This window comes from Psychromarinibacter sp. S121, assembly GCF_049801035.1.
GTDB lineage: Bacteria > Pseudomonadota > Alphaproteobacteria > Rhodobacterales > Rhodobacteraceae > Psychromarinibacter.
The window spans coordinates 935536-959532 of sequence record NZ_JBNAGE010000002.1 but is presented as its reverse complement, the minus strand read 5'-3'; the positions used below and the strand labels follow the sequence as shown (position 1 = coordinate 959532).

Sequence of the window (23997 nt, the reverse complement as noted above, 5' to 3'; positions counted from 1 at the left end):
CCGAAGTCGCCGCGGTAAACCGATGACAATGGGACCGGCCGCGCGGCTTTGTTCCTCGCTCAAGTAAAGGTGATACAACCTGCCCGACCCGGCCACCGGGTGACCCGACCGTGCGCCTACCCCACCGCGTAACCCAGCATGACAAGACTCATCCAAACCACGAAACCGCCTGCGAGGATCTGCAACGCGGGCCCAATCCGAGAAGCCGCGCCAAAGCGGCTGACCGAGGCATGGCCAAGACCGCGCGCGACGATGCTGGAGACGGCGACAAGGCTGGTCAGCGTCGCGGTGCCAAGTCCCATGACGATCACGGCAGCCGCACCCGCGGCGCGGATGTCCATCTGCCATGCGATGACCAGCAGGAAGATCGCGCCGGTGCAGGGGCGCACGGCGATACTGCCGACAAGGACGAGCGTGTCGCGCATCGAGCCCAGCGCGGCGACCTCTTCCGGCGTCGGACCATGGGCGTGACCGCAGCAGGCACAGGACGCCTCGCCTTCGGCGTGATGGTGGTGGTCGTGGCCGCCGTCGCTGGTCGTGTGCGCGTGGCCTGCGTTCGCCTGCCGGGCAAATCCGCGCAGACCGCGCCACACCAGAACGACGCCGATCAAGGCGATCACGAGATAGCTTGCTGGGGCAAGATAGTCTTCCGCAAGCGTGGTCACGCTGCGCGCCGACACCTCCAGCACCGCAAAGCCGCCATACACCAGAAGGATGGCCCACGCCGCCTGCGCGAGGCTCGACACGATGGCAATGCCCAGCAGACGCGCCATCGAAACGCCCGAGCCGACACCCACGCCCCCGATCAGGTACTTGCCATGGCCCGGCCCCACCGCGTGGACGAAGCCATAGGCCCCGGCGGCCAGCAGCAGCGCGGCGGTTGCGCCCGGACTGCCGGTGCGAAGCGCACGCACCGCCCCGGCCATCTCGTTCTGAAAGGCCCTTTGCTGTTCGACCGCCCAACGCGCCAGCCACGACAGGTCCGGCACCAGCAGCACAGCCAAGACGCCCAGAACGCAGACACCGATGACAACGGCTAGTCGCATCGCACCACGATCCGGTCCGCGAACAGCGCGCCGACGTTCGCGATCTCGGGCGTTTCTTCGCGGCCGAGTTTGGCAAGCGTCTTTGCAAGTTCGTCAGAGTTGCTGTCGGGGTCGAAATCCACGACCCGCGCGGAGCACGGTCCCGGGTCACCGAAAAGGTCGGGCTGGTCCGTGACGGAGAAGGCGAAGAAATACGTGGATTCGTGGAACGAGACGTCGATCTCGCGGCCCTGCATGTCCAGCGGCGTCGAGAGCCTGCGAACAAAGGTCAGTTGCAGGCGACCGTCCACCAGGTGCGCGTCCAGATCGCTGGGCCATTCAAGCGGGATCGCCACGCCATCCACGACCGGGTGCGCCGAGCCGTCGAAATCCTCGGGCCATTCGCTAAGCTGCCGCACCAGGGCCAACCGGTCTTCCTCGTCCAGCCCGCCTGCGTCGTTCAATTCGAGGCCCTGCGCCGACAGCGTGTAAAGCGTCTCGAATTCATCGTAGCGCCACGAGACCTCCAGCGCCTCGAGCTTCGCGTCGGGGCCGAAGCGGAAATCGACGCCGCCGTCGATGAACACATGCGGGTGCGCGGACGCCTGCCCCGCCAGAAGAAGGCAGATCAAACCCGTCGCCGCACGAAGGGTCTGCCTGCGGAACCGTGGCGTCAAACCTTGTCCTCCGGGTCGTCCACGGGGTCGAGCACCAGCAGAAGACGCGTCTCTCCGCTGCCCTCGATCGGGGGCGAACGGTGCAGAAGTCCGGCCCGTGGGAATTCCGGCCAGTGGGTGCCACGCAACAGGATCGGTGTGCAAGCGGGTACGGCGAAGATGCGCTCAGGGTCCCGGCCCTGCCCGCCCCGCCCGTATTGGGTGCCGGAACCACGGTACGTACAGACCAGACGCGCGGTGATCGCGTCGACGTGGAACCTGCGGCACGCGTTCGTCGTCACCACGTCCAGCCGCACCCGCAAATACCGCGCATCCATCAGCCCAGAGAAGATGGCGGCCAGCGCCGCCGCGTCCTCGACCAGCATCTGGCGGAAATCGCAGTCGGGGGTCCCGGCGGACTCGCACAACTGCCACAGCGCGGCGCGCACCCCTTCCGGCCTAAGGATCATCCGCGCGCGGGGCAATTGCTCGGGCTCGAGACCGTCGATCCAGTCGCTGAAACCGGCAACCGGCTGACGGCGCCAGATCGCGGCGGCGCAGTCCGGGCGGTGGATCGCCGCCAGCGCGTCCGGCGTGTCGACGATGGAAACGCCCCGCAGCCCGGTCCGCGCGGCAAGGGACAGTCCGGGTGCGTTCACGGCGGACCTGCACCGTCGACCGGCTCGGCATCGGTCTGTGGAATATGCGCCCGCAGCATGTCGAGGCTACGCTGCAGTTCCGGTCGCGACATATCGCGCGCGATGACAACGATCCGCGAACGACGATCTCCCCCGGTCCAGTTCAGCACCGGAACCGGCGGGTCGAAGACCTGCTGCACGCCATGGAACACGAAGGGCGCGTTCATCCCCTCCAGAAAGACGATGCCCTTCACCCGCAGAATGTCTTCTCCGCGGAGAGAGACAAGGGTGTCGAGCCAACGGTCGAACACGACATCCGGGATCGGGTGGTCCAGAGTGATCGACGCGCTGCCGATCCGCGCATCGTGCGGTGACACCGGCGCGGGCTCGGATTTTGCGCCGCCCAGCCCTGACAGGTTCGCCAACGGATCGGGGGCCGGCGCCGCGACCGAGGTCCATGCCACCGCGTCAGAGGGGGCAACGCCCCGGCGCAGGCCGCTGAGTCCGAACAGCCGCGCGGAGGCACCCTTGCCGCGGATCGCGGTGACGATCGGAGCGGACGGGTTGATTGCGCGCAGCCGCGCCTCGAAGCTGCGCAGGTCTTCCGGCGACACCAGATCGGTTTTGCTGAGCACGATCAGGTCGGCCATCGCCGCCTGAGATACCGCTTCGAACTGCGCGTCCAGCGTCGTGGGCCCGTTCTTTGCATCGGCCACGGTGACGACCCCGTCCATCCGGGTGGTCCGGGTCAGGACATAGTCGACCTGCAGCGTCTGCAGGATCGGCCCCGGATCGGCCAGCCCCGTTGTCTCGATCACCACGCGCTCGAAGTCCAGTTCGCCGCGGTCACGCCGACCGATGAGGCTGGACATCGTGCGCGCAAGGTCGCCCCGCACCGAGCAGCACAGGCAGCCCGATTGCATTAGCACGATCTCTTCGCTGGTCGTCTCGATCAGGTCGTGATCAAGCCCGGCCTCGCCGAACTCGTTCACGATCACCGCGATCTTGCCGGCCGACGCATCGGCCAGCACGGCGTTCAGCAGCGTTGTCTTGCCGGCACCGAGAAAGCCGGTCAGCAGGGTGACCGGAACCCTCATGTCGTTGAAGTCCATGCTCATTTTTCCGTTCTCCGGTCGGTCAACCCGCGGCTGGGCTCAGTGGCCCAGCGCCTCGGCCAGCGTGTTCGCGTTGTATCGCATCATGTCCAGATAGGTCGGCGCCGGGCCATCGGCTTCCGACAGCGCGCCCGGATACAGCGTACCGCCAATCGTGGCGCCTGTCTCGCTTGCGATCTGCTCCAGCAGCCGTCCGTCCGAGATGTTTTCGAGGAACACGGCCGAAATTCCTTCCTCGCGGATGCGCTCGATCAGCCCGGCAACGTCCTGAGCCGAGGCTTCGGATTCCGTGCTAAGGCCCTGCGGCGAAAGGAAGGTCAGGCCATAGTCGCGTCCGAAGTACTGGAAGGCGTCGTGCGACGTGACAACCGTCCGGTGGTCTTCCGGCAGGGCCGCGACGATGTCGTGGATCTCGGCATCCAGCGCTTCGATCTCGGCGACGTAGGCGGCGCGGTTTTCATAGAAGGTCGCCGCGTTCTCGGGGTCTGCCTTTGCCAGCGCGGCGGTGATGTTGTCCACGTAGATCACAGCGTTGTCGAGACTTTGCCAAGCATGCGGATCGAAGGCACCGTGGTGGTGATGGTCATGGCCCTCGCCCTCGGCATGCTCCTCATGCTCGTGGTCGTGGTCCTCGCCTTCGGCATGCTCTTCATGCTCGTGCTCATGATCCTCGCCCTCGGCATGCTCCTCATGCTCATGGTCGTGGTCCTCGCCCTCGGCATGTTCGTCATGGTCGTGGTCGTGGTCCTCGCCCTCGGCATGCTCCTCATGCTCGTGGTCGTGGTCCTCGCCCTCGGCATGCTCGTCATGGTCGTGATGGTCGTCGTCGAACGGAATCGCTTCGATCCCGTCGGTGGCCACCACCCGCACGCCCGAGAAATCCGAAGCCTCGGTCAGCCGGTCAAGCCAACCCTCGAACTCCAGACCGTTGACCACAAGGATCTCGGCCTCGCTGACGGCGCGGGCGGCCTGCGGTGTGGGCTGATAGACGTGAGTATCGCCGTTCGGGCCGACGAGCGTGGTTACCTCGACATGATCGCCACCGATACGCTCGACCATGTCGCCGAGGATCGAGAAGGTTGCGACCACGCGTTTCGGCGTATCCGCCAGCGCAGCGCCGGGGATCGCCAGAGACAGGGTGAGGATGGCGGTAGCAGACTTGAGAAGTGTTCTGCGCGTGGTCATGGAGTTTCCTTTCAGACTTCGAAATGGCGGCGCGGCAGGGCCTGCGCGACAAGCCCGCCCACCGGACCGAACACCAGCGACACGGCATAGAAGATGCCGGCCACGAGAATGATCGCGGGCCCGGAGGGAAGGCTGTAGTGATAGGACAGAAGCAGTCCGCTGACGCTGGACAGCATGGCGATAGCAACCGCACCGGCGATCATGCCGCCGATGCCCGCGGCCCAGAACCGGGCGGCGGCGGCCGGCAGGATCATGATGCCCACCGCCATCAGCGTTCCCAGCGCATGGAAGCCGCCGACAAGGTTCATCACCACCAGCGCAAGAAAGGTGAAGTGGGTCACCGCGCTGAGACTGCTGACCGAGCGCAGGAACTGCGGGTCGGCACATTCTAGCACCAGCGGCCGGAACAACAGCGCCAGCGTCAGCACCGACAGGCTGGCGATCGAGCACAGCAGCGTCAGCGCGGCGTTGTCCAGCGCCAGAACGGTGCCGAACAGCACGTGCATCAGATCGACGTTGCTGCCGCGTGTCGAGACGATCAGCACGCCCAGCGCCAGCGAGATCAGGTAGAAGGCAGCAAGGCTCGCGTCTTCGCGCAGCGCGGTGACACGGGTGACGAACCCCGAAAGCAACGCGACCGCCATCCCGGCGATCAGCCCGCCGATGGTCATCGCGCCCAGCGACAACCCCGCCACAAGATAGCCCACCGCGGCGCCCGGCAGGATGGCATGCGCCATCGCGTCGCCGGTCAGGCTCATCCGCCGCAGCATCAGGAACACGCCGACGGGCGTCGCGCCCACGGAAATGGTAACGCAGCCCAGCAGCGCCCGACGCATGAAACCGAAGTCAGCGAAGGGTTGGATCACAGCATCCCAGATCATGCGGCGCTGCGTCCGCAGACGTGCGGCGGTCCGGCGCAGGCTTCGCACATCTGCCGGGCGCGAAACTGGTTCTCGGCCGTCAGCACCATTTCGGTCGGCCCGTGGGCGACCAGTTCCCGCGCAAGCATCATCGTGCGCGGGAAATGCGCCCGGACCGTATCGAAGTCATGCAGGACGGCAAGCACCGTGCGGCCCTCGTCATGCCAGCGGCGGACGACGCCAAGCAGGTCGGCCATGGTGCGGGCGTCGATGGCCGTGAAGGGTTCGTCCAGCAGCACCAGTTGCGCGTCTTGCAAAAGAAGCCGCGCAAACAGCGCCCGCTGCATCTGTCCGCCCGACAAGGCCCCGATGGCGCGCCGCTCGAAGCCCTCCAGACCGACCGCCTGAATGGCGGCGGCGATCCGGTCGCGGTGGCGTGGCCTCAGCCCCCGAAACGGTCCTGTCTCGCGCCACAGTCCCATTGCGACAAGGTCCACAACGGTCAGCGGAAAGCTTCGGTCGATTTCCGACTGCTGCGGCAGATAGGCGATGTCCTCGCGGCGCATCGATCCGAACGAGACCTTGCCGTCCAGCGGCGCAAGCGCGCCAGTCACGCCTTTCAGAAGCGTCGACTTGCCGGCGCCATTGGGGCCGACGATGGCGGTCAGGCTGCCTTCGGCGATCTCTGCCTGAAGGTGATGCACCGCCGGATGCCGGTCGTAGCCCAGCGTCAGATCCTGAAACACAAGCGCCGGCATCACAGGGCCCCCGGCGTCGCGGTCGCCCACAGGAAGGCCGCCCACAGCAAAGCGACCACAAGCGCCGCACCCGCAAGTCGGGGGCCCGCGCCCAGAAGCAGCAGGCGCAGCATAGAACCGTTGCTTTTCATGCCGGCGCCTGCCCCGTTCCGCAGGAAGCGCAGGTTCCGTGTACCTCGATGACGTGCCGCGTCGGAGCGAAGCCGGATTTCCCGGCAATCCGGGTCAGCCGCTTCAGCAACTCTGGCGCAACGCTTTCCTCGACCGAGCCGCAGTCTTCGCAGATCGACAGGATCGCCGCGTGCTGATGCTGGTCGCACTTGCAGGCCATGTAGGCATTCAGCGACTCAAGCCGGTGGACCTTCCGCATCTCGCCCAGCGCGGACAGCGCACGATAAATGGTGGTCGGAGCGAGCTTGGGGTTGTCCCGGCGCAGTTCCGCAAGAACCTCGTAGGCGGAAACCGGACCACCGCGTCGCCGCAGTATCGCCAGCACATCCGCCTGCATCTTCTCACCCGCCCGGGCCATCCGTCGTCTCCGCTCGTCGTTTGGCGGCACTGTAGTGTATGTTATAACATCACACAACCCGCAGACTGATGCCAACTACACGAGGATGTGGCCATCGCGGGCTTATCCGGACGCCGTGTTCGCGGTATACTGAACGGTATTGCAAGGTGCGGCCGATGCCGATCCGGTTACGACCGTGGTCCGGCCCATCGCATCGACGCCGCATTGAGGGCATAGGGATGTCAAAGACCAACGCCATTTCAACGAAGACCCGGTCACGGATGATCGCACGCTTCCTCAAGACCCTGTGCGCCGCCCTTCTGGTCGGCACGCTAGCCACGACAAACGCGGTGGCCTGCGCGTTCCACAACTACATTCCCGATCCGACGCCGGTCGATCAGATGCTTGCCAGCCAAAGCATCGTGTTCGCCCGACCCGATCCAGGCAGCGGCGGCGAATTGCGGATCGTCCGCAGGCTGGCTGGCCCCGCGCTGACCGACCCGGCCCTGCCGGTCCCGGACGCCATGACGCGGGCACGGCTTCTTGCCAGCCCGGGCGACGCGCTGCTGATGGTCCGGGTTGCCGAAACCGAGCCGTGGTTCCGGGTGGCCTATGCGGACGCCGACTATCAAGAGGTGATCCAGCGCATCGTTCCGCAGCTTCCTGAGTGGTCGCGGGAGGGGGACGTGGGGCGGTTCCAGTTCTTCGCCGACCTTCTGGATCACCCCTCTGCGGAACTGCGGCGCTGGGCCTTGCTGGAACTTGACCGCGCTGACTATTCCGTGCTGCGGGCCCTGGATCTTTCGCACACCGTCTCCCTTGCCGAAGTCGCTGCGGCCGACGACATGATGCGGCCGATCCTGATCCTGCTTGCGGGTCTGTCCGGCGACGTGGATGCCCAGCGCGTCATCGTCGATGAACTTGCGGCGAACGCGTCCCGCGATCTGCCATATCTGGGCGCCTACGTGATCGCGCTGCTGGAGATGCAGGGCACGGATGCGGTCGGCCGGATCGAGACCACCTACCTTCGCGACACAGGCTTGCCGCTGGCAACGCGCGAAAAGATGCTGGAAGCCTTCGCGATCATCTCGCGCGCCGGAGACCCCGAAACCGCCGCGACCGTGCGCATGACGACGTCGGCCGTGCTGGACGGCGAGCCGACGCTCGCCCCCGCCGTCGCCCGGCAGTTCGGGTTTCAGGGCGACTGGAGCCAGGCCGACGCGATGGCCAGGGCGGCGCGTGTTCACAAGTTCGAGGAGATCGCCGACCTCTTCGCGGTCAACCAGTATGTCGCGCTCTCGATGCAAATGGAAAACGCGTCGCAGTGATCCGTCGGCTGCAAGACACAACAAGGACCGCCCCATGACCGTCACCCGCCGCAGACTGATCGCCAGCCTGACCGCCCTGCCCTTCGTTCCGGCCGCCGGTCTTGCGGCTGGCGATGTCATCGATCTCACGTGGAACGATCTGATCCCCGAAGGCGAAGAGATCACCGGGCTCGACAGGCTTCGCGACCTTGGTGTGGTCCAGCACGAGCAGTTGTCGACCGGCTTCGTTCAGCCGGAAGCGGTCGGCGTCACCGACGCCTACGACGGTCGCATGGTCCGCCTGCCGGGGTTCATCGTTCCGCTTGATTTCGAGGCGACGGGGATCACCGCCTTCATCCTCGCGCCCTTCGTGGGCGCCTGCATCCACGTGCCGCCACCGCCCGCAAACCAGCTTGTCTTCGTGACCACGGAGACACCCTATGAAAGCGCCGGCTTGTTCGAGGCGGTCTATGTAACCGGCATGTTCGGAGCGGCGGCCACGGGCACGCAGCTTGCCGAAGTCGGTTATGCGCTGACAGCGGAACGGATCGAACCCTACGATTGAAAACTGGAAAAGCGCCGCTTTTCCCGCGACCGACGTTCATGGCTTACGGGCGGCGCGCCACCAGCATGAAGCGGCCCCTTGCGAAGGACATAAGCGACAGTCGCTCGGCCCAGGTGCCGCGCGCAAGTTGCGCTCGGGTGACGCGGCCGATGGCATGGAACTCCGGCTGATTGAAACCGGCATCCAGCAGGCGCGGCGTCACATCGGCGGGCGCGAGGCTTTCGCGAAACGGCAGTTGTTCGAGGATCGAGGTGAAATCCGGCTTGTCGACCTCTGCCTTCCGGCCAAGGCGCTGCGACAGATTTCGCAGGAAAAGCGCCAGACGATCGGGCTGCATCCAGTTCCCCTCGAACGCGACGACCGTGCCGCCGGGCTTTAGCACGCGACGCCATTCGGCAAAGGCGGCTTCGGGGTCGGTCAGGGTCCAAAGCAGGTTGCGGCAGATCACACCGTCGAAGCTGGCGTCAGGAAACATCAGCCGCTCGGCATCGCCTTCGGTGAAACGCACGCCCTGGTCGCCTTCGTGCTTCGTGCGGGCCAGTTCGACCATCCGCTCAGACAGATCCACCCCTGTCACCCGGCACCCTAGCCGCCGCAACAGACGCGAGACCTCGCCGGTCCCGCTGGCGGCGTCCAGTACGTCGCCCCCGACCAGACCCGGCGCATGGCGGCGGATCAACTGTTCGTAGGCCCTGAATTCACGCTCGGTACGGATGCAGTGCCCGGGCGAAGCGTCGAACCCGTCGGCGCGGCTTGTCCAGTAGGCCCGAACCTGTTCCTTGAGATCGAAGTTCTGGATCGTCATGCGGTCACACCTTTCCTCCGGCGGCCCTCCATGGCCGCGACCGCTGCGCCGCCCAGCAGCAGCGGCAGGGCAAGGAAGAAGATCGGCGACAGCGGCAGGCCGAAGATCAGCAGGTCCGACAGCACGGCCCAGATCAGCGCCACGTATTCGAACGGCGCCAGCCGCGACGCCTCGGCATAGCGGAAGGCCAGCGTCATCGCGATGTGGGCGAAGCCGCCCATGATCCCGGCCATGACAAGGAACAGAAGCGTCTGCATGGACGGCATGATCCAGCCGCCGGGAAGCGTCGCCAGCCCCGCCGCCGCCGAGGCGAGCGCGAAGTAGAAGGCGATGGCCCCCGGGCTTTCGCCGCTGCGGGCAAGGCTGCGCGTCATCGCCAGCGCCATCGCGGTCAGCACCGCCGTCGCCACGCCCAGCGCCAGCCCCGTAAGGCGCCGCGCGTCCGCCGGACCGCCGCCAAGCTCGGGCCAGACCAGCACCGCGACCCCGGCAAGACCAAGCGCGACGCCGACGACCCGGTAGACCGTCGCCCGCTCTCCCAGCAGCACCACGCCCGCCACGGCGGTCAGCACCGGCGACAGGTAGCCGATCAGCGTCGCCTCGGCGACCGGCAGCCGGGCGATGGCCGCGAAGGAGGTGAACATCGCCGCCGCACCGAAGCCCGAACGCACCACGTGACCCCACGGTCTCTTGCTGCGCAGCCCGGCCGGGAACTCGCCGCGGATCCGCAGGAAGACAACCAGCGGGATCAGCGCGAATGCCGAGCGGAAGAAGACGATCTCGCCCAGCGGCACGTCCTCGCTCAGCGCCTTCACCATCACGACCATCCCTGCGAACAGGAACCCCGAAAACAGACGCAGCAGGATGCCGCGAAGCGGGATATCGGCAGGGGTATCAATTGCACTCACGCGGGCGCTTCCTTTTCGGTCAAGGCGTCGCGCAGCATGTCGCCGGCGATGTTGATGGCCAGGACGGACAGGACGACCGCCATGCCGGGCCAGATCATCTGCAATGGGGTCGACCGGATGTGCACCCGGGCGTCAAGCAGCATCGTGCCCCACTCCGATGTCGGCGGCTGCACACCGAAGCCAAGAAAGCCCAGCGCCGAAATGCCAAGGATCGCGCGCGCCAGCATCCCGGTCCAGACCACCGTCAGCGACGGCACCAGCGCCGGAAGATAATGCCAGCGGGCAATGGCCGGGGCCGACAGACCGGCCAGCCGCGCCTGCACCACATGCCCGCGCGTCTCCAGCCCAAGGCCGATGCCGCGCGCCACGCGGGCATAGCGCATCCAGCCGGTGACCGTCAGTGCGAAGATCAGGCTTCCCGTTCCCGCCCCCAGCACACCGGCGATCACCACGGCGGCGACAAGATCGGGGAAGGCAAGGAAGATGTCGGTGACACGCATCACGCCCCAGTCCGCCGTCCGCCCGCCCATCGCGGCCAGCAGACCGACAAGGCTTCCCGCGAGAAGACCGATGGTCGAGACAAGGAACGCCAGCCCCAGCGACCAGCGCGCGCCGTACAGCAGCCGCGACAGGATACAGCGCCCCATCGCGTCGGTGCCCAGCGGGTACTGGCCGCCCGGCGGGGCCAGCCGGTTCGGGATGTCGATGGCGATGGGCGAATTCGGCGCAAGGAACGGGCCGAAGACGGCAAGGGCGGCCAACACCGCCGCCACGCAAAGCACGGGCCAGAGGTCACGCATCGCGGGCTCCGATCCTCGGGTCGACAAGCCGGTACAGCAGGTCGGTTGCAAGATTGACCGCGACGAAGACCAGCGCCGTCAGCATCACCACGGCCTGCACCTTGGGAAAATCCCGCGCCTGGATCGCGTGGATCAGGAAGCCGCCTAGCCCGGGGCGGGCAAAGATCACCTCGATCATCACCGCGCCTTCCAGCAGAAAGGCCAGTTCCAACCCCAGCACCGTCAGCACCGGGATCGCGGCATGCGGCGCCACGTGGGACAGGGCGCGTTCGCGCGGACCCACGCCGCGCCGCGCCAGCGCGGGCAGGAACGGGGCGTCGCGCGCTTCCAGCAGGGCCGAGCGCAGAATGCGCGTCAGCGACGCCGCCACGCCCAGCCCAAGCGTCAGGCCGGGCAGGATCAGGTGGCGCGCGGTTCCCGCCCCGGTCGCCGGAAGCCACAGCAGCTTGACCGCGAAGCACAGGATCAGCAGCAGCGCCAGCCAGTAGGCGGGCATCGCCGCGCCCAGCGAGGCCAGGGCCACCGCCCCGCGGTCCACCCAGCCGCCGGGATGGCGGACGGCCAGCGCCGCCAGCGGGATCGACACCGCCAGCCCGATGCCCAGCCCGATGAACGCCAGCGGCAGGGTCAGCAGGATGGCTGTCCGCAGTTCGGGCCAGATCGGGCGGCCCGAGACCGACGAGTTGCCAAGGTCGCCGGACAGCAACGGCGCCACCCAATGCGTGAAGGCGGTCCAGAACCCGGCGTCCAGCCCGGCCTCGGCGCGGATCTGGTCGACGATATCCGCCGAGACGACCGAGTCGTACCGCGCCACCGCGATGGTCAGCGCCGGATCGCCCGGCGCGTGCCACAGCAGCGTGAAGGTGACGATGGCCGTGCCGGACAGCACCACCGCGGCCCGCAGCAGAAGTTCCGCGATCTGTTTCATGCCGCCGCGCGCCGCTCCAATGCGCCCAGCGAGACCGCGGCGCCGACAAGGCGTTGGCCATAGGCGCTTTGCGGTGCGCCGAAGAACGCGGCCGCTTCCGCCGCCTCCTCGATCACGCCGGCGCGCAGCACGGCGACGGTATCGGCGTGGGCGGCGGCATAGCCAAGGTCATGGGTGACGATCAGGGCCGCGAAACCTTCCTCGCGTTGCAGGGCCGAGATCAGCCGCGCGGTGTGCTTCTGGGTCACGGCATCCAGCGCCGAAAGCGGTTCGTCGAAAAGGATCAGCGGCGGCGCCGCGATCAGCGCCCGAAGCACGCCTAGACGTTGCGCCTGCCCGATCGAGACCTGATAGGGCCGCCTATCAAGGCAGGCCGGGTCCAGCTCAAGCCCGTGGCACAGTCGCGCGATCCGCTTCGGGTCGTCCGGCAGACCCTTGGCGCGCAACGGCTCCAGAACGGACCGCCGAAGCGACAGGCGCGGATTGAACGCCGCGCGCGGTTCCTGCATCACCAGCGCCGAGCCGCCCCGCGCGATCGGCGCGCCGTTCCATGTCACGCTACCGCGCTCCGGACGCAGCAGGCCCAGAACCGCCGCGACCAGCGTGGATTTCCCCGCCCCGCTTTCTCCCAGCACCGCAAGCGTGCGGCCGGGCTGAAGCGTCAGCGAGATGTCCTGCAGCACCGCGCGTCCGCCACGGTGCACCGTCAGCCGGTCGACCTTCAGCATGGCAGCTCTGCCCAGTTGCGATGCGCCACCAGCGCCTGCGCCGGGGCGCTTTCGGGGCGGGCGAGCAGGTCGCCTGTCGCGGCATCCTCGACGATACGCCCGTCGTGCAGCACCAGCAGCCGATGCGCCCGCGCGGCGGCAAGGCCAAGGTCATGCGTCACAATCAGAAGCGTCGTACCGGTCTCGGCGGCATGCGCCTCGACCAGTTCCAGCGTCGCCGCGGCGATCACCGGATCAAGGGCCGAGGTCGGCTCGTCGAGGATCAGAAGCGACGGGCGCGCCAGAAGCGCCAGCGCGATGACAAAGCGCTGCTGCATGCCCCGGCTCCAGCCCCAGGGCCGGACATTCAGCGGCCGTCCCTCCAGCCCGAGGGCGCGCAGGATCGCCCCTTGCCGGGCGGGGTCCGGCGCCAGCCCAAGCGCGCGCTCTGCCTGCCGCCAATGAAAGTCCAGCCGCCGCAGCGGATCCAGCGCCTCTTCGGGGCTTTGCGGAACGTGGGCCACGGCGATGCCCTCCGCCCGCAGGCGGTCGATCAGCGCGTGGCACAGGGTCGACTTGCCGGATCCGCTTGGACCGACAAGCCCGATGCGGCCGCCGGCCGGCAGGCTCAGGTCAGTTGGATGAAGAATGGTGCGGCCCGCCCGCATCGCGGACAGGCCCTTGATATGCAGGGTCACGCTCAGTCCGCCCAACGGACCTCGGGCGACAGCCAGTAGGTGATCGCGGGGTGCATCAGGAAGCCTTCCAGCCCGGCGCGGGCGACGGTGACCTGCGTGCCGTGGAACACCGGGATCATCGGAGCGTCTTCCGCGATGATCGCCTGAACCTGCTCGTAGATCGCAAGGCGTGCGTCAAAGTCGAAGGTCTGCCGGCCCTCGGCCAGAAGCGCATCCAGTTCGGGGTTGGAATAACCGCCGATGTTGCTGTCGGCGTCGCTGGCCAGAACCGCGCCCGGGAAATAGGCCGGATCGCCCGAGGGTGCGACACCCCATGCCTGCAGGTGCATGTCGGCGGCGCCCGAGGCGATGGCGTCGTTGTTGGCGCCCCATTCGCCGATCGACACGCGCGCGTCGATCCCGATCGCCATCAGGTAGGCCTGGATCAGTTCCGCCGTCGGCGGCAGCGCGGCGCGCGACGAGTAGGTGACGATATCCAGCCGCAAAGGCGCGCCGTCCAGCATCCACTGTCCGCCTTCCTTCACGGCACCGGCCTCTGCCAGCAGCGCCTCGGCGGCGGCGGGGTCGTAGGTCGGCGCGATGTCGGCGGCCCAGGGCATCATGGCGGGGTAAAGCGTGCCCGCCGGTTCACCACCGACACCCGAAAGCGCGGCGTCCACGATGCCCTGCCGGTCGATGGCCAGCGAGACCGCGCGGCGGATGCGGGCATCGGCCATCGGTCCGTTCGTCGCGTCGATGTCCAGCCAGTACAGCTGAACCGTCGGCACCGTCAGCCCCTGCGCGTCGCCCGCCGTGATGCGCTCAAAGTCGGTTTCGGGGTAGTTGACGACAAGGTCGATATCGCCGGCTTCGAAGGCCAGCGCGGCCGCCGCCGGGTCCGTGACCGCCCGGACGGTGACCTCTGCCATCGCAGGGACGCCATCGCGGTAATCCGGGTTGGCGGCGACGGTATAGCTTTGGTCCGCCACCGCTTCGAGGAAGACAAAGGGCCCGGTCGCGTTGATCGGGAAGTCCTCGGACGGCGCGCCAAGGACGACGACGCCCGGCTCGGTCAGGATCCACGGGAAGGCGGCGTTCGGTTCCGAGGTGGTGAAGGTCACAACCAGATCGCCCTCGGCCTGCATGGTTTCGATCCCGAGAAGACCGGCATTGCGCGGATTGTAGAACTCCGAGTCGGGATCGATGATCGGGCCGAAGCTGTCGATCACCGACTGCGCGGTCACGGGCGACCCGTCGTGGAACTGCAGGCCCTCTTTCAGCGTCACCCGCCACGTCGTGTCGTCAACCTGATCGAGGCTCTCCGCAAGGCGCGGATACAGCTCCATCCCGGTCGTCAGCCCCATCAGCGTTTCTGTCACGCCCATCTGGTTCGACATCCAGCCGTTGTAGCGGATGCGCGGATCGGGGACATCGGCGGTCGGGCCGCTGAGATAGGCGATCGTCAGGTTGCCATCCTGCGCGGCCACAGGCTGCGCCAGAGGCAGGGTGAGCGCCGTCAAGGCGGCGAAGGCTACAGTTCGAAGCACGCGATTCTCTCCGTTATGTTATAACATTCCTGTTAGGTGTACCGCGAAGGGGCGTCAACATTCCCGACCCTTTTCATACGATATTTCCCGATCCCGGATACCGCACCCCGGTCATGGCCGCTTCATCGGCTCAGTGAAACCAGCCCCTTGCGCGCGAACGCGAACCTCGGTGCAGCCAAGAACAGCGCTCAGCCAGGTATCATGGGTCGCGACGATCACGCCGATGCCCTGTTCCAGCGCCTCTAGCAGCAAGTCCGCGATGCGACGGCGCGACAAGGTATCAAGCGCGCTTGTGGGCTCGTCGGCAACCAGCAAGAGCGGTTCTGCCGACAGGGCGCGCGCAATGGCGACGCGCTGGCACTGACCGGTCGACAATTCCTGCGGCCGGGCGTCGGCGTCGATGCCGTCCAGTCCGACCCGCGCCAGCAATTCACGCGCCAGTTCCCTGCGGACCTTCCGTTGCAGGCGACGGCGCGCTGCCGCAGGCTCGGTCACAGAGCGCCAGACAGGCCAGCGGGCATCGAGACTGGCCGAGGCGTTCTGGAAGATCGGCATGATGGCGCCCGGACGCGACAGATCGGGATGCCGGTCGATGGCGCCGCTGTCGGGCGTTTCGATCCCCGCCAGCAGGCGCAGCAACGTCGACTTGCCCGCGCCGGACGGTCCGATCACACCGACCGCCGCCCCCTTCCCGATCTCGACCGAGACCGGGTGAAGCGCCGGGCGGTCAGGTCCATAGCTGCGCGTCACGTCGCGCGCCGACAGAAGTGTATGGCCCGGCGATCTGCGGTTGGGCACGGCGACGTCCTGAGACCGCAGCAGCGCGCGCGTGGCCGGATGGCCCGCGCCGTCCAGACGGTTCGCGGCGCAGGTTTCGACGATCCGGCCATTGTCCAGCACAGCGATCCGGTCGGCGTGGCGACGCACCAGGCCAAGGTCGTGACTGATCAGCAGGATGGCAGAGCCGCTGTCCCGCAGTGTGGACAGAACCCCGTCGGCACGGTCTGTATCCAGCGCGCTGGTCGGCTCGTCCGCCACGATCAGCGGCGGGCGATGGGCGGACGCAGCCGCGATGGAAGCGCGTTGCAGCATTCCACCGCTCCAGCAGTGCGGCGCCAGCCGCGACTGGCGGCCCGGTTCGGCGATACCGACGGCGGACAGCCGGTCAAGGATCGTGGTCTGGTCGACCCGAAGCCCCCGCGCGCGCCACGCCTCGGCCACGTGGTCTTGGACCTGGCGCAGCGGATCGCAGGCGGCGAAGGGGTCCTGCGCCACATAGCCGATGCCCGCACTGCGTAGCGCGCGCCAGTGCGAAACGTCTGCGGTCACAAGGTCCGTGCCGTCGAACATCGCACGCCCCGCCACGCGTGCCGATGTGTCGTGCATCCCGGTCAGCACCCGGGCGATTGTCGTCTTGCCCGACCCGGACGCGCCGACCAGCGCCACGCATTCCCCCGGCCCGATCGCGAAGGACACCCCGTCGACCACCGTGTCGGCACCGTAGGCAACCGTGAGATCCTGCACGTCCAGCAGCGCGTTCATCTGCGGCCCTCGACGGCCAGCACGTCGCGCAGACCGTGGCTGATCAGATTGGCCGACAGCACAGACAGCAGGATCATCGCCGCCGGCCCCAACAGCAGCCACGGGGCGACCACGAAATACAGCCGCGCTTCGGACAGCATCGCGCCCCACTCTGCATGCGGCGGCTGAACGCCCAGCCCAAGGAAGGACAGCCCCGAGATCGCACCGATCATGCCACCCAGAGCCAGCGAGGCGACCACGCCCAGATGCAGCGCGATGCCCGGCAGGACATGCCCGGCCACGATGCGCCGGTGCGGCACACCGGCCATGCGGGCCGCGATCACATCGGGCCGGTCGCGTGCCGACAGCGCCAGCGACCGCGCCAGCCGCGCATACCACGCCCAGTCGGCGATAATCAGCGCGATCAGCAGGTTGCCGAAACCCGGACCGAGGATGCCGATGACGGCGAAGGCCAGCACCAGTCCCGGCAGGCTCATCATCACATCGGCGAAGCGCATCATCACCGCGTCGGCCACTCCGCCTGCCAACCCGGCCAGGGTCCCGTAGACAAGCCCGATCGCGAAGATCGACACCAGCACGGCCAACGCCGCACCAAGCGAACGCCACGCTCCGTCCATCAGCCGTGACAGCAGGTCCCGCCCGGTGACGTCGGTGCCCAGCAGATGCGGCCAGCCCGGACCTTGCAGCGCAGCGCCATAGTCGGGCCAGTCCGGCTCAAACGGGGTCCAGATGGCGCCAAGCAGCGTAAACAGCAGCAGGACCGCGCCAAGGCAAAGCCCGGCGCGCCCGCTGCGATGTCGCCAGAGCCGTCGCAGGAACCGGCGGTCCGTGGCGGTGACCGGATCGCGCGGGCGACCGGGACTGAGAAGCGTTTCTGCCACCGTCATCGGCGTGGCTCCCGCAGTCGCGGATCGATGGCCATCGCCGCAAGGTCGACCAGCAAGGCCGCCGCCACATACATCAGCGCCGACACCAGCACGAAAGCCTGCACCACGGGAAAGTCCCGGGCCGACAGCGCCTCGAGCGCGTAGCTGCCAAGACCCGGCCATGTGAAGACCGCCTCGATGATCGGTGCGCCGCCAAGCAGCGCGCCGACGGAAACGCCGATCGCGGTCAGGAAAGGCAGCAGCGCGTTGGGCAGGCCGTGGCGCAGCAGTATGCGGGTCTCGCCCGCGCCGCGCGCCCGGGCCACGTGGGCAAAGCCGCTGTCCATCACCTCGATCAGCGACGCGCGCATCAACTGCGTCCAGCCCGCCGCGCGGTCCACTCCGATGATCAGCGCCGGAAGGACCGCATAAGCCAACGCGCCCCCCGACAGAACCTTGCCGACCCCGGCGTTGACCACGATGTACTGCAACGCCAGCAGGGCGAACAGGAATGTCGGCAAAGCCGCTCCGATCTGGGAAAAGGCGCGGATCGCGCGGTCCGGCCAGCGGTCGCGGAACCGGGCCGAGATCAGCGCCAGAGCCAGCGCGCAGCCGACCGAGATCACCAGCGCCAGACCCAGCAAGGTCAGCGTCGCGGGGAGCCGCTTGGATATCTCCTCGGCCACCGGGCGACCGCTGCGCCAAGACACCGACAGATCGCCCTGCACGACCTTGCCCAGCCAGCTTGCGTATTGCACCGGCAAGGGACGGTCGAGCCCGATGTCTTCGCGCATCTGCTCGATCTCTGCCGGCAGGGGTTCATGCTGCGGCGCCCGCGCTTTGAGGATCCGATACGCCGGGTCGCCCGGCGCAAGCGGAAGCATCGCCCAGACCAGAAGGCTGGCGGCCAAGGCCGTCAGCACGGCCTGGGCGATACGTTGCAGGGCCGCAGCCAGCATCGCGCTATTTCAGCGCATCGGGCCGGGTCTGCCAGCCGATGTGACGCCATGCGACGCCGGGCACGTAGGTCGACCATGCGTCCGACGCCAGCGCGCGTTCGCGGTGCATCGTCAGGTTGAAGACGTAGGGATCGTCCTCGACAAGAATGCGCTGGATCTCGGCCAGTATCTCGTAGCGGCGGCCGGTATCGGCGGTGGCGTTCAGTTCCTCTGCCAGCGCGTCGATCTCTGCATTGGAATAGCTCGCATAGTTCCGGTCGCCGCCGGTCAGGACGTAGCGCGCAAGGAAGCCCTGCACCGCGCCCACCGTCGCCGTGCCGTTGGACAGCAGCGCGATGTCCCAGTCGAGCGATCCCGCTTTCAAAGCGTCGTTGACCGAGTCGACCGACACGATGTCCGAGGCGACACCGATGTCGCGCAGATACGCCTGCATCGCGTTGGACAGCGGCACGAGATCGGGTTGCTGCGGATAGATCACAAGGGTCAGGGACAGCGGCTCGCCGTCCTTCATCCGCGTGTCGCCCTCCAGCGTCCAGCCGGCGGCATCCAGAAGCGACGCCGCCTCTGCCGCGTCGAACTCGTAGTTGGCGACGGCCCAAGGGAAGGTCTCGGTGTAAAGCCCGACCGCCTCGGCAGTCGCTCCCCGGAATACCGCTCCGGCAATCTCGGCATAGTTCTGCGCCTTCATGACAGCCTGCCGTACCGCGACATCGGTCAGCGGACCCTCTGCGGTGTTCATGTAGCCGACGAAGCCGCCCGCCGAGATCGGGCCCAGCGCAAGGTTCACGTTCGGCGTGGCGTCATAGACCGGCTTGGCCGAGACCTGCGGATACAGCGCAATGTCCGCTTCGTCATTCTGGATCGCCAGCGCGCGGGCGTTGATGTCGCCGACGAAGCCCACGGTGACACCCGGCATCGCGGGCGCGCCGCGCCAGTAGTCGTCATTGCGGGTCGCGACCAGCTGCTCGTCGTTCAGGTCCTCGACCTCGTAGGGGCCGGTATAGATGCCGGCGCCTTCCAGCGTTTCCCAGTCGCCCCCGGCCGCGGTGACGGTCGGAAGATCGTAGATCAGGAAATAGGACTCGTGCGCCAGAATGTTCGGCAGTTCGGGCAGCGGGGCTGCGCTGCGCACGGTGATTTCCAAAGGTCCGGTCGCCTCGAACACTGTGGCCTCGGGCACGACGCCCTGCACGCCGCTCGAATTGGCGCGGCGGTAGTCGATCACCTCCATCACCGCGGCGGCATCCAGCGCGCGGCCGTTATGGAAGGTGACGCCCTCGTTCAATGCGATCACCCACGTCAGGTCGTCCACCTGCGTCAGGCTTTTCGCAAGCCACGGGGCAATGCTGCCGTCCGGCTGGAATTCCATAAGCAGTTCGGCGACACCGAATTCCTGCATCCAGAACCCTTCGCTGTCGGGGTCCATGCTGTCGATCTTGAACGAGGTCAGAATGCGGATCAGCTGATCCTGCGCGTCAGCGACAAGGGGCAGTCCCACCAGCGCGGCGGACAGGAGAGCAGGCGCGAAAAGGCGTTTGGTCATCGGGATTTCTCTTTCAGGAGTGGGACTGCGCAAGGCGCGCGGTGTGAAACTGGAAGTCACGCAGGGTGCCGCCGCCAAGCAGCACCTCGCGGACAAAGCGGCGCACGGCCGCGCGGTCGGGAAGCTGGAACCAATGGCCCATCGGATACAGCGCGACGACGGGCCCCTTGTTGCAGGGGAAGATACAGCCGGTACGGGTCGTCAGGCAGCGGTCGGCGATCCCCGCTTCGGCGCACTCCTCCTTGAGGATATGCGTCAGGCTGGCGGCGTCGCGCATGTGACAGCGCGGGCCGGTGCAGACCAGCAGGTGAAAATCGAAATCCGGCGGCATGTCCCAGCCGGGCTTGCCCAGCCGAGGCGCCGTCCCTTCGACGGCACGCGGCGCCAGTGACAGCGTCTCTGACAGAAGGCGCGCCATGCCGTTGCCTGTCCGGCTTGGTTCGGGGCCCAGGAACAGGCGCACATCGCCATTGCCCGGCTGCGCGGACCAATGCGCCAGCACGCCCGGCAGCCACGAGGTCAGGCTCTCTGGAAACGGCATGCCCACCGGCTGCACCCTGACAACGCTGTGGCCAGCGTCGCGCAGCCCGTCCAGCGCGGCGAACAGCCCGTCGCCGCGTTCTTCCAGCCGGATCATGCGGTGCGGCAGATAGGTCGCCGCCGCGCAGGCCGCTTCAAGCCGTTCAAGGCTTCGGCGGCTGAGATTATGGGCCGAGCACAGGAACAGGACCGCGTCCGGCCTGTCCTCGGGTCTTATGCAGTCTTCGCCGGCCTTCGTTTCCGAAGGTCCGGGACGTTCATCGGGAATTGGATTCGCCATTGCGCCCTCCGCGCATCTGCGGGGAGGGGCAGGAACCACAAGCAAAGGATCGGCGTACGCCGTCGTATCATGTCAGGCCTCCTGCCGGGACACCCCGCCCGGGTTGAGTTTCTGTCACGATGGCAGGTCTCCTGACTTGCGGGTCGACGCTTGCCCAAGCCTTCCCGGCCTTGTCGGCCAGTGGGTTTCTCGGGGTCGCTCTCCGCTCACAGTTGCGGGGGCAGTCACGGAATTGGCGCCTGATGGCTACACCGCACCGTGTTCCCTTTTCATCCCGGATCGCCAAGGCGCACCGGGAACCATCGCGCGCACTAGACTGGTCCGGGGACCGGGCGTCAAGGCAGATGTGCCCCCATCGCGGCAGGCGGCGAACGGGTGCGGGGAAATTTTTTTCCGGTGGTCTGCATCCAAACGCGCCCTTGCCCGAGTCCTAGGGGTATCAAGGCCGCGGATCCTCTGCGGCCGGATACGAGGAAAGGACGAGTTCCATGCTCAACAAGTTCTCCGCACTGACCGCTTTCGCCCTGATGACTTCCGCGACCGGCGCGTTCGCCGCGGGCCACGGCGGCCTGATGGCCGTTGGCCTGTCGGGCGACAAGATGCTGCACAAGATCGACGCGACGACCGCCACCGTGACCGCCTCGATGGAAGTCGAGGGCGTTGACAAGCTGCTGGGCATCGACCTTCGCCCCGCCACCGGCCAGCTGATCGGCGTGACCGACGCATTTGAGATCGTCGAGATCGACCCGGAAACCGGCATGGCCACCGTCATCTCGACGATGGACACGGAGCTTCCGATCATGGACGACGCCCCGGTGATCGTCGACTTCAACCCGATGGCCAACAAGCTGCGCTTCATGTCGGGCACCACCAACCACCGCGTCGACATCGAAAGCGGTGCGGTGACCGTTGACGGCTCGCTTGCCTTCGAAGAGGCCGACATGCACGCGGGCGAGGCACCGGCCATCGTCGCTGCCGCCTACATCAACTCGTACGGCATGCCCGAGAGCACCGCGATGTACGACATCGATTCGACCATCGTCGCCGTGATCCAGCAGATTTCGCCCAATGACGGCACGCTGGCCGCCATCGGCAAACTGGGGATCGACGCTGCCGACACCTATGCCTTCGACATCGCCACCGACGCCGACGGCAACAACACCGCATGGCTTGCGGCGGGCGGCATGCTGCACACCGTGTCGCTGGAAGACGGCTCGGTTCAGGAAAGCTGGGAAATCCAGGACGCCGGCGACGCCGTGCTGCGCGACATCACCTTCATGACCGCGATGTAATCGGCGGAACGAGACCGGCCGGCGCGGGCATAGCGACCCGCGCCGGCCTTGCCGAGCACCATGCGGGATACCTTCTTCATCGAAACCGGGCAGCCGCCGCCAGCCAGAGGTTTGACAGTCTCACCTCCGCCGCTAACCTCGGAGATGTGGGCGGTGACAGAGGGTGACCGCCGGGAGGATACGGGTCAGCCCTTCATGGACCATGCAGCCTTGCTGAAATCCTGCGCGGGCGGCGACCGGCTGGCCCTGCAAAAGCTGATGGACGCCGAGGGTGGCCGGATGCTTGGGGTCGCGCGCCGGATGCTGCGCCGTGACGACCTGGCGCAGGACGCGGTGCAGGAAGCGCTGGTTCTGGTCTGGCGCAAGGCGCACCAGTTCGACGCACAACGCGGCAGCGCGAAGGGCTGGATCTACACCATCCTGCGCAACCGCTGCCTGACCTTGCTGCGGTCCGAGGATCGCGAGGTCGCCACCTCGCCCGAGCGCCTGTCGGCTTCGGAAGACGCGCAGGTGATCGACACGGCCTTCGACAGGCTTGCGGACACGACCGACCTGCGCCGCTGCCTTGAAGGGCTTGATGTTCAGACGCGGCGGGCGATCCTGTCGTCTTACGTTCTGGGCCATAGCCATGGGGAAATCGCGGGGCGAATGGAGGCGCCTCTGGGGTCGGTGAAATCGTGGGTCCGCCGCGGACTGCTGAAGCTGAGGGAGTGTCTGTCATGACAGACCGTTCTCTGGATATGCTGATCGACGAGATCGTGCTGGGCCTTGCGGACCCGGCGGATGTCGCGCGGGTCGAGGCGATGGCCGCGGACGACCCCGACATAGCCGCCCGGCTGGACCGCGCCCGCGCGCGGTTTGCCCCCCTTGATGACACCGCCGACGAACTTGAGCTGCCGGAAGGCTTCTGGGCGCGGGTGGAACGCGATCTCGACGGCACGGACAGTTTGGCGGACACCCCCGCCGAGGCACGCGCACCGGCGGAAGTGATCGACCTGTCCGGCGTTCGCCGTGCGATGACACGCTGGCGCGGCGCCGCGATCGGCGGTCTCGCCGCTGCGCTGCTGCTGGCGGTGTCGCTGGGCTGGACCCTCATGAACCCGGCCCAGCCGGCGGTGATCGCGGTGCTTCTGAACGAGCAGGGCGAGGCCGTCGCGCTGGTCGAAAGCCGCCCCGACAACACCACCCGCGTCACGCTGTTGGAACAGGCCGACGTGCCGCCCGACCGTGTGATGCAGGTCTGGACCAAGCCCGAGGACGACGGCCCGCCCGTTTCGCTTGGCCTGCTGGCACGCGGGCTGTCGGACACGCTGACCATCGAGGGCCTGCCAGCACCGCACGCGCAGCAGCTTTACGAGATCACGGTCGAACCCGAGGGCGGTTCGCCAACGAACCTGCCCACCGGCCCGATCCTTGGAAAAGGGCTAGCGAAGGCGCCCGTGATCTAAGCCACGCCGAACCCGCGGCCGGGGCCTAAGCCTCGACCACCTCGCACGCGTAGACCTCTGGCGCCGGAAGCGGCAGCAGCCGCTCGGCCATCTCGGACTTCAGGGCGGTCAGCCGTTCTTCCTGCTCGGCGCTTCGGTCGGGCGTCGCGCCAAGCCGGACGAACTCCTCCCGCACATGGCCCGGACGGATCGTCGCCTGCACCGTCCGCCCACGATAGGTAAAGCGCCATAGGTAAGGTCCCGGCAGTTCGTCGATGACGTTCTTTCCGCCAAGCGACCGATCCACCGACATCCGTCCATCGGTGACGGCGCGTGTGACCAGTTCGATCGCGTCGCGCCCGCCCGGCCCGGTGAAGGCCGTCAGCAGGTTGATCTCGCGGCGCTCGGGCGGCGTGTCGGACAGCAACGGAAACGCCGCTTGCATCGCCTTCAGCCCGTGAACCACGCCACCGGGAAACCCGGGGCCGTGGTAGCGCATGATATCGGCGAAGGTGAAAGTGACCGGCCGGCCGGCGTCGAAGACGGTGATGGCGTCCAT

The 23997-nt window shown here is 67.4% G+C and carries 26 protein-coding genes and 1 riboswitch; of the genes, 5 read left to right on the top strand and 21 right to left on the bottom strand.

The window, feature by feature from the left end:
- Window positions 1-116 precede the first annotated feature (116 nt).
- The 8 genes from ACP156_RS13140 to ACP156_RS13105 form a co-directional block, all read right to left on the bottom strand.
- On the bottom strand, window positions 117-1046 hold the full coding sequence (locus ACP156_RS13140) for a nickel/cobalt transporter (RefSeq protein ID WP_425051784.1): 930 nt from the start codon (window positions 1044-1046) through the stop codon (window positions 117-119).
- Window positions 1037-1657 carry a DUF1007 family protein gene (locus ACP156_RS13135; RefSeq protein ID WP_425051783.1) on the bottom strand — a complete coding sequence of 207 codons (621 nt, stop codon included), beginning with the start codon at window positions 1655-1657 and terminating at the stop codon, window positions 1037-1039. The genes ACP156_RS13140 and ACP156_RS13135 overlap by 10 nt, the downstream gene beginning before the upstream one ends.
- A 41-nt stretch (window positions 1658-1698) precedes the next feature.
- Entirely contained in the window at window positions 1699-2340 is a 642-nt protein-coding gene (locus ACP156_RS13130) for a DUF1826 domain-containing protein (protein ID WP_425051782.1), read from the bottom strand.
- Entirely contained in the window at window positions 2337-3437 is a 1101-nt protein-coding gene (locus ACP156_RS13125; protein WP_425051781.1) for a CobW family GTP-binding protein, read from the bottom strand. The genes ACP156_RS13130 and ACP156_RS13125 overlap by 4 nt, the downstream gene beginning before the upstream one ends.
- 36 nt (window positions 3438-3473) lie before the next feature.
- Complete coding sequence (locus tag ACP156_RS13120) at window positions 3474-4619, bottom strand: metal ABC transporter solute-binding protein, Zn/Mn family (protein ID WP_425051780.1); 1146 nt, start codon at window positions 4617-4619, stop codon at window positions 3474-3476.
- An 11-nt stretch (window positions 4620-4630) separates the two neighbouring features.
- Window positions 4631-5500, bottom strand: a complete 870-nt coding sequence (locus tag ACP156_RS13115) for a metal ABC transporter permease (protein ID WP_425051779.1) — start codon at window positions 5498-5500, stop codon at window positions 4631-4633.
- The gene (gene aztA, locus ACP156_RS13110) at window positions 5497-6237 is read right to left on the bottom strand and encodes a zinc ABC transporter ATP-binding protein AztA (RefSeq protein ID WP_425051778.1); all 741 of its coding nucleotides are present in this window, start codon (window positions 6235-6237) and stop codon (window positions 5497-5499) included. Before aztA ends, ACP156_RS13115 begins: the two co-directional genes overlap by 4 nt.
- Window positions 6238-6364: 127 nt before the next feature.
- A complete protein-coding gene (locus tag ACP156_RS13105; RefSeq protein WP_425051777.1) occupies window positions 6365-6766 on the bottom strand; it encodes a Fur family transcriptional regulator in 402 nt (133 codons plus the stop codon).
- Window positions 6767-7026: 260 nt separating this feature from the next.
- Here ACP156_RS13105 and ACP156_RS13100 point away from each other — a divergent pair, with 260 nt between their 5' ends.
- Both ACP156_RS13100 and ACP156_RS13095 read left to right on the top strand, forming a co-directional pair.
- Window positions 7027-8073 (top strand): hypothetical protein, encoded by a 1047-nt coding sequence (locus ACP156_RS13100; protein ID WP_425051776.1) that lies wholly within the window; start codon window positions 7027-7029, stop codon window positions 8071-8073.
- Window positions 8074-8107: 34 nt separating this feature from the next.
- Window positions 8108-8617 (top strand): DUF3299 domain-containing protein, encoded by a 510-nt coding sequence (locus ACP156_RS13095; RefSeq protein WP_425051775.1) that lies wholly within the window; start codon window positions 8108-8110, stop codon window positions 8615-8617.
- 43 nt (window positions 8618-8660) lie between these two features.
- Here the strand turns inward: ACP156_RS13095 and ACP156_RS13090 are convergent, their stop codons facing one another.
- The 12 genes from ACP156_RS13090 to ACP156_RS13035 form a co-directional block, all read right to left on the bottom strand.
- On the bottom strand, window positions 8661-9422 hold the full coding sequence (locus ACP156_RS13090) for a class I SAM-dependent methyltransferase (protein ID WP_425051774.1): 762 nt from the start codon (window positions 9420-9422) through the stop codon (window positions 8661-8663).
- Window positions 9419-10330, bottom strand: a complete 912-nt coding sequence (locus ACP156_RS13085) for a DMT family transporter (protein ID WP_425051773.1) — start codon at window positions 10328-10330, stop codon at window positions 9419-9421. Before ACP156_RS13085 ends, ACP156_RS13090 begins: the two co-directional genes overlap by 4 nt.
- Window positions 10327-11130 (bottom strand): ABC transporter permease, encoded by an 804-nt coding sequence (locus ACP156_RS13080; RefSeq protein WP_425051772.1) that lies wholly within the window; start codon window positions 11128-11130, stop codon window positions 10327-10329. Before ACP156_RS13080 ends, ACP156_RS13085 begins: the two co-directional genes overlap by 4 nt.
- A complete protein-coding gene (locus tag ACP156_RS13075; RefSeq protein WP_425051771.1) occupies window positions 11123-12058 on the bottom strand; it encodes an ABC transporter permease in 936 nt (311 codons plus the stop codon). The genes ACP156_RS13080 and ACP156_RS13075 overlap by 8 nt, the downstream gene beginning before the upstream one ends.
- Complete coding sequence (locus ACP156_RS13070; RefSeq protein WP_425051770.1) at window positions 12055-12786, bottom strand: ABC transporter ATP-binding protein; 732 nt, start codon at window positions 12784-12786, stop codon at window positions 12055-12057. The genes ACP156_RS13075 and ACP156_RS13070 overlap by 4 nt, the downstream gene beginning before the upstream one ends.
- The gene (locus ACP156_RS13065; protein ID WP_425051769.1) at window positions 12780-13463 is read right to left on the bottom strand and encodes an ATP-binding cassette domain-containing protein; all 684 of its coding nucleotides are present in this window, start codon (window positions 13461-13463) and stop codon (window positions 12780-12782) included. The genes ACP156_RS13070 and ACP156_RS13065 overlap by 7 nt, the downstream gene beginning before the upstream one ends.
- A 2-nt stretch (window positions 13464-13465) precedes the next feature.
- The gene (locus ACP156_RS13060) at window positions 13466-14989 is read right to left on the bottom strand and encodes an ABC transporter substrate-binding protein (protein ID WP_425051768.1); all 1524 of its coding nucleotides are present in this window, start codon (window positions 14987-14989) and stop codon (window positions 13466-13468) included.
- A gap of 111 nt (window positions 14990-15100) precedes the next feature.
- Window positions 15101-16531, bottom strand: a complete 1431-nt coding sequence (locus ACP156_RS13055; protein WP_425051767.1) for an ABC transporter ATP-binding protein — start codon at window positions 16529-16531, stop codon at window positions 15101-15103.
- Window positions 16528-17418 carry an ABC transporter permease gene (locus tag ACP156_RS13050; protein ID WP_425051766.1) on the bottom strand — a complete coding sequence of 297 codons (891 nt, stop codon included), beginning with the start codon at window positions 17416-17418 and terminating at the stop codon, window positions 16528-16530. Before ACP156_RS13050 ends, ACP156_RS13055 begins: the two co-directional genes overlap by 4 nt.
- Complete coding sequence (locus tag ACP156_RS13045) at window positions 17415-18356, bottom strand: ABC transporter permease (RefSeq protein ID WP_425051765.1); 942 nt, start codon at window positions 18354-18356, stop codon at window positions 17415-17417. Before ACP156_RS13045 ends, ACP156_RS13050 begins: the two co-directional genes overlap by 4 nt.
- Window positions 18357-18360: 4 nt before the next feature.
- Window positions 18361-19899 carry an ABC transporter substrate-binding protein gene (locus tag ACP156_RS13040; RefSeq protein ID WP_425051764.1) on the bottom strand — a complete coding sequence of 513 codons (1539 nt, stop codon included), beginning with the start codon at window positions 19897-19899 and terminating at the stop codon, window positions 18361-18363.
- Window positions 19900-19912: 13 nt separating this feature from the next.
- Complete coding sequence (locus ACP156_RS13035; RefSeq protein WP_425051763.1) at window positions 19913-20719, bottom strand: (2Fe-2S) ferredoxin domain-containing protein; 807 nt, start codon at window positions 20717-20719, stop codon at window positions 19913-19915.
- A gap of 104 nt (window positions 20720-20823) precedes the next feature.
- Window positions 20824-21038, bottom strand: a riboswitch (cobalamin riboswitch).
- 208 nt (window positions 21039-21246) lie between these two features.
- Between ACP156_RS13035 and ACP156_RS13030 the strand changes: the two genes are divergently transcribed.
- From ACP156_RS13030 to ACP156_RS13020, 3 genes are all read left to right on the top strand, one after another.
- Entirely contained in the window at window positions 21247-22011 is a 765-nt protein-coding gene (locus ACP156_RS13030) for a DUF4394 domain-containing protein (protein ID WP_425051909.1), read from the top strand.
- 195 nt (window positions 22012-22206) lie between these two features.
- Entirely contained in the window at window positions 22207-22734 is a 528-nt protein-coding gene (locus tag ACP156_RS13025; protein ID WP_425051762.1) for a sigma-70 family RNA polymerase sigma factor, read from the top strand.
- Entirely contained in the window at window positions 22731-23459 is a 729-nt protein-coding gene (locus ACP156_RS13020) for an anti-sigma factor (protein WP_425051761.1), read from the top strand. The genes ACP156_RS13025 and ACP156_RS13020 overlap by 4 nt, the downstream gene beginning before the upstream one ends.
- 25 nt (window positions 23460-23484) lie before the next feature.
- On the opposite strand, the gene ACP156_RS13015 is transcribed toward ACP156_RS13020, so the two are convergent.
- Entirely contained in the window at window positions 23485-23997 is a 513-nt protein-coding gene (locus ACP156_RS13015) for a hypothetical protein (protein WP_425051760.1), read from the bottom strand.

What these genes read in the sequence shown, in the direction of transcription:
- ACP156_RS13105 (WP_425051777.1), bottom strand. Translation starts at nt 6,766, where the DNA reads ATGGCCCGGGCGGGTGAGAAGATGCAGGCGGATGTGCTGGCGATACTG.
- ACP156_RS13030 (WP_425051909.1), top strand. Translation starts at nt 21,247, where the DNA reads ATGACTTCCGCGACCGGCGCGTTCGCCGCGGGCCACGGCGGCCTGATG.
- ACP156_RS13055 (WP_425051767.1), bottom strand. Translation starts at nt 16,531, where the DNA reads ATGAACGCGCTGCTGGACGTGCAGGATCTCACGGTTGCCTACGGTGCC.
- ACP156_RS13115 (WP_425051779.1), bottom strand. Translation starts at nt 5,500, where the DNA reads ATGATCTGGGATGCTGTGATCCAACCCTTCGCTGACTTCGGTTTCATG.
- ACP156_RS13125 (WP_425051781.1), bottom strand. Translation starts at nt 3,437, where the DNA reads ATGAGCATGGACTTCAACGACATGAGGGTTCCGGTCACCCTGCTGACC.
- ACP156_RS13045 (WP_425051765.1), bottom strand. Translation starts at nt 18,356, where the DNA reads ATGCTGGCTGCGGCCCTGCAACGTATCGCCCAGGCCGTGCTGACGGCC.
- ACP156_RS13080 (WP_425051772.1), bottom strand. Translation starts at nt 11,130, where the DNA reads ATGCGTGACCTCTGGCCCGTGCTTTGCGTGGCGGCGGTGTTGGCCGCC.
- ACP156_RS13025 (WP_425051762.1), top strand. Translation starts at nt 22,207, where the DNA reads ATGGACCATGCAGCCTTGCTGAAATCCTGCGCGGGCGGCGACCGGCTG.
- ACP156_RS13090 (WP_425051774.1), bottom strand. Translation starts at nt 9,422, where the DNA reads ATGACGATCCAGAACTTCGATCTCAAGGAACAGGTTCGGGCCTACTGG.
- ACP156_RS13035 (WP_425051763.1), bottom strand. Translation starts at nt 20,719, where the DNA reads ATGGCGAATCCAATTCCCGATGAACGTCCCGGACCTTCGGAAACGAAG.
- ACP156_RS13020 (WP_425051761.1), top strand. Translation starts at nt 22,731, where the DNA reads ATGACAGACCGTTCTCTGGATATGCTGATCGACGAGATCGTGCTGGGC.
- ACP156_RS13015 (WP_425051760.1), bottom strand. Translation starts at nt 23,997, where the DNA reads ATGGACGCCATCACCGTCTTCGACGCCGGCCGGCCGGTCACTTTCACC.
- aztA (WP_425051778.1), bottom strand. Translation starts at nt 6,237, where the DNA reads ATGCCGGCGCTTGTGTTTCAGGATCTGACGCTGGGCTACGACCGGCAT.
- ACP156_RS13095 (WP_425051775.1), top strand. Translation starts at nt 8,108, where the DNA reads ATGACCGTCACCCGCCGCAGACTGATCGCCAGCCTGACCGCCCTGCCC.
- ACP156_RS13070 (WP_425051770.1), bottom strand. Translation starts at nt 12,786, where the DNA reads ATGCTGAAGGTCGACCGGCTGACGGTGCACCGTGGCGGACGCGCGGTG.
- ACP156_RS13120 (WP_425051780.1), bottom strand. Translation starts at nt 4,619, where the DNA reads ATGACCACGCGCAGAACACTTCTCAAGTCTGCTACCGCCATCCTCACC.
- ACP156_RS13100 (WP_425051776.1), top strand. Translation starts at nt 7,027, where the DNA reads ATGATCGCACGCTTCCTCAAGACCCTGTGCGCCGCCCTTCTGGTCGGC.
- ACP156_RS13050 (WP_425051766.1), bottom strand. Translation starts at nt 17,418, where the DNA reads ATGACGGTGGCAGAAACGCTTCTCAGTCCCGGTCGCCCGCGCGATCCG.
- ACP156_RS13075 (WP_425051771.1), bottom strand. Translation starts at nt 12,058, where the DNA reads ATGAAACAGATCGCGGAACTTCTGCTGCGGGCCGCGGTGGTGCTGTCC.
- ACP156_RS13040 (WP_425051764.1), bottom strand. Translation starts at nt 19,899, where the DNA reads ATGACCAAACGCCTTTTCGCGCCTGCTCTCCTGTCCGCCGCGCTGGTG.
- ACP156_RS13140 (WP_425051784.1), bottom strand. Translation starts at nt 1,046, where the DNA reads ATGCGACTAGCCGTTGTCATCGGTGTCTGCGTTCTGGGCGTCTTGGCT.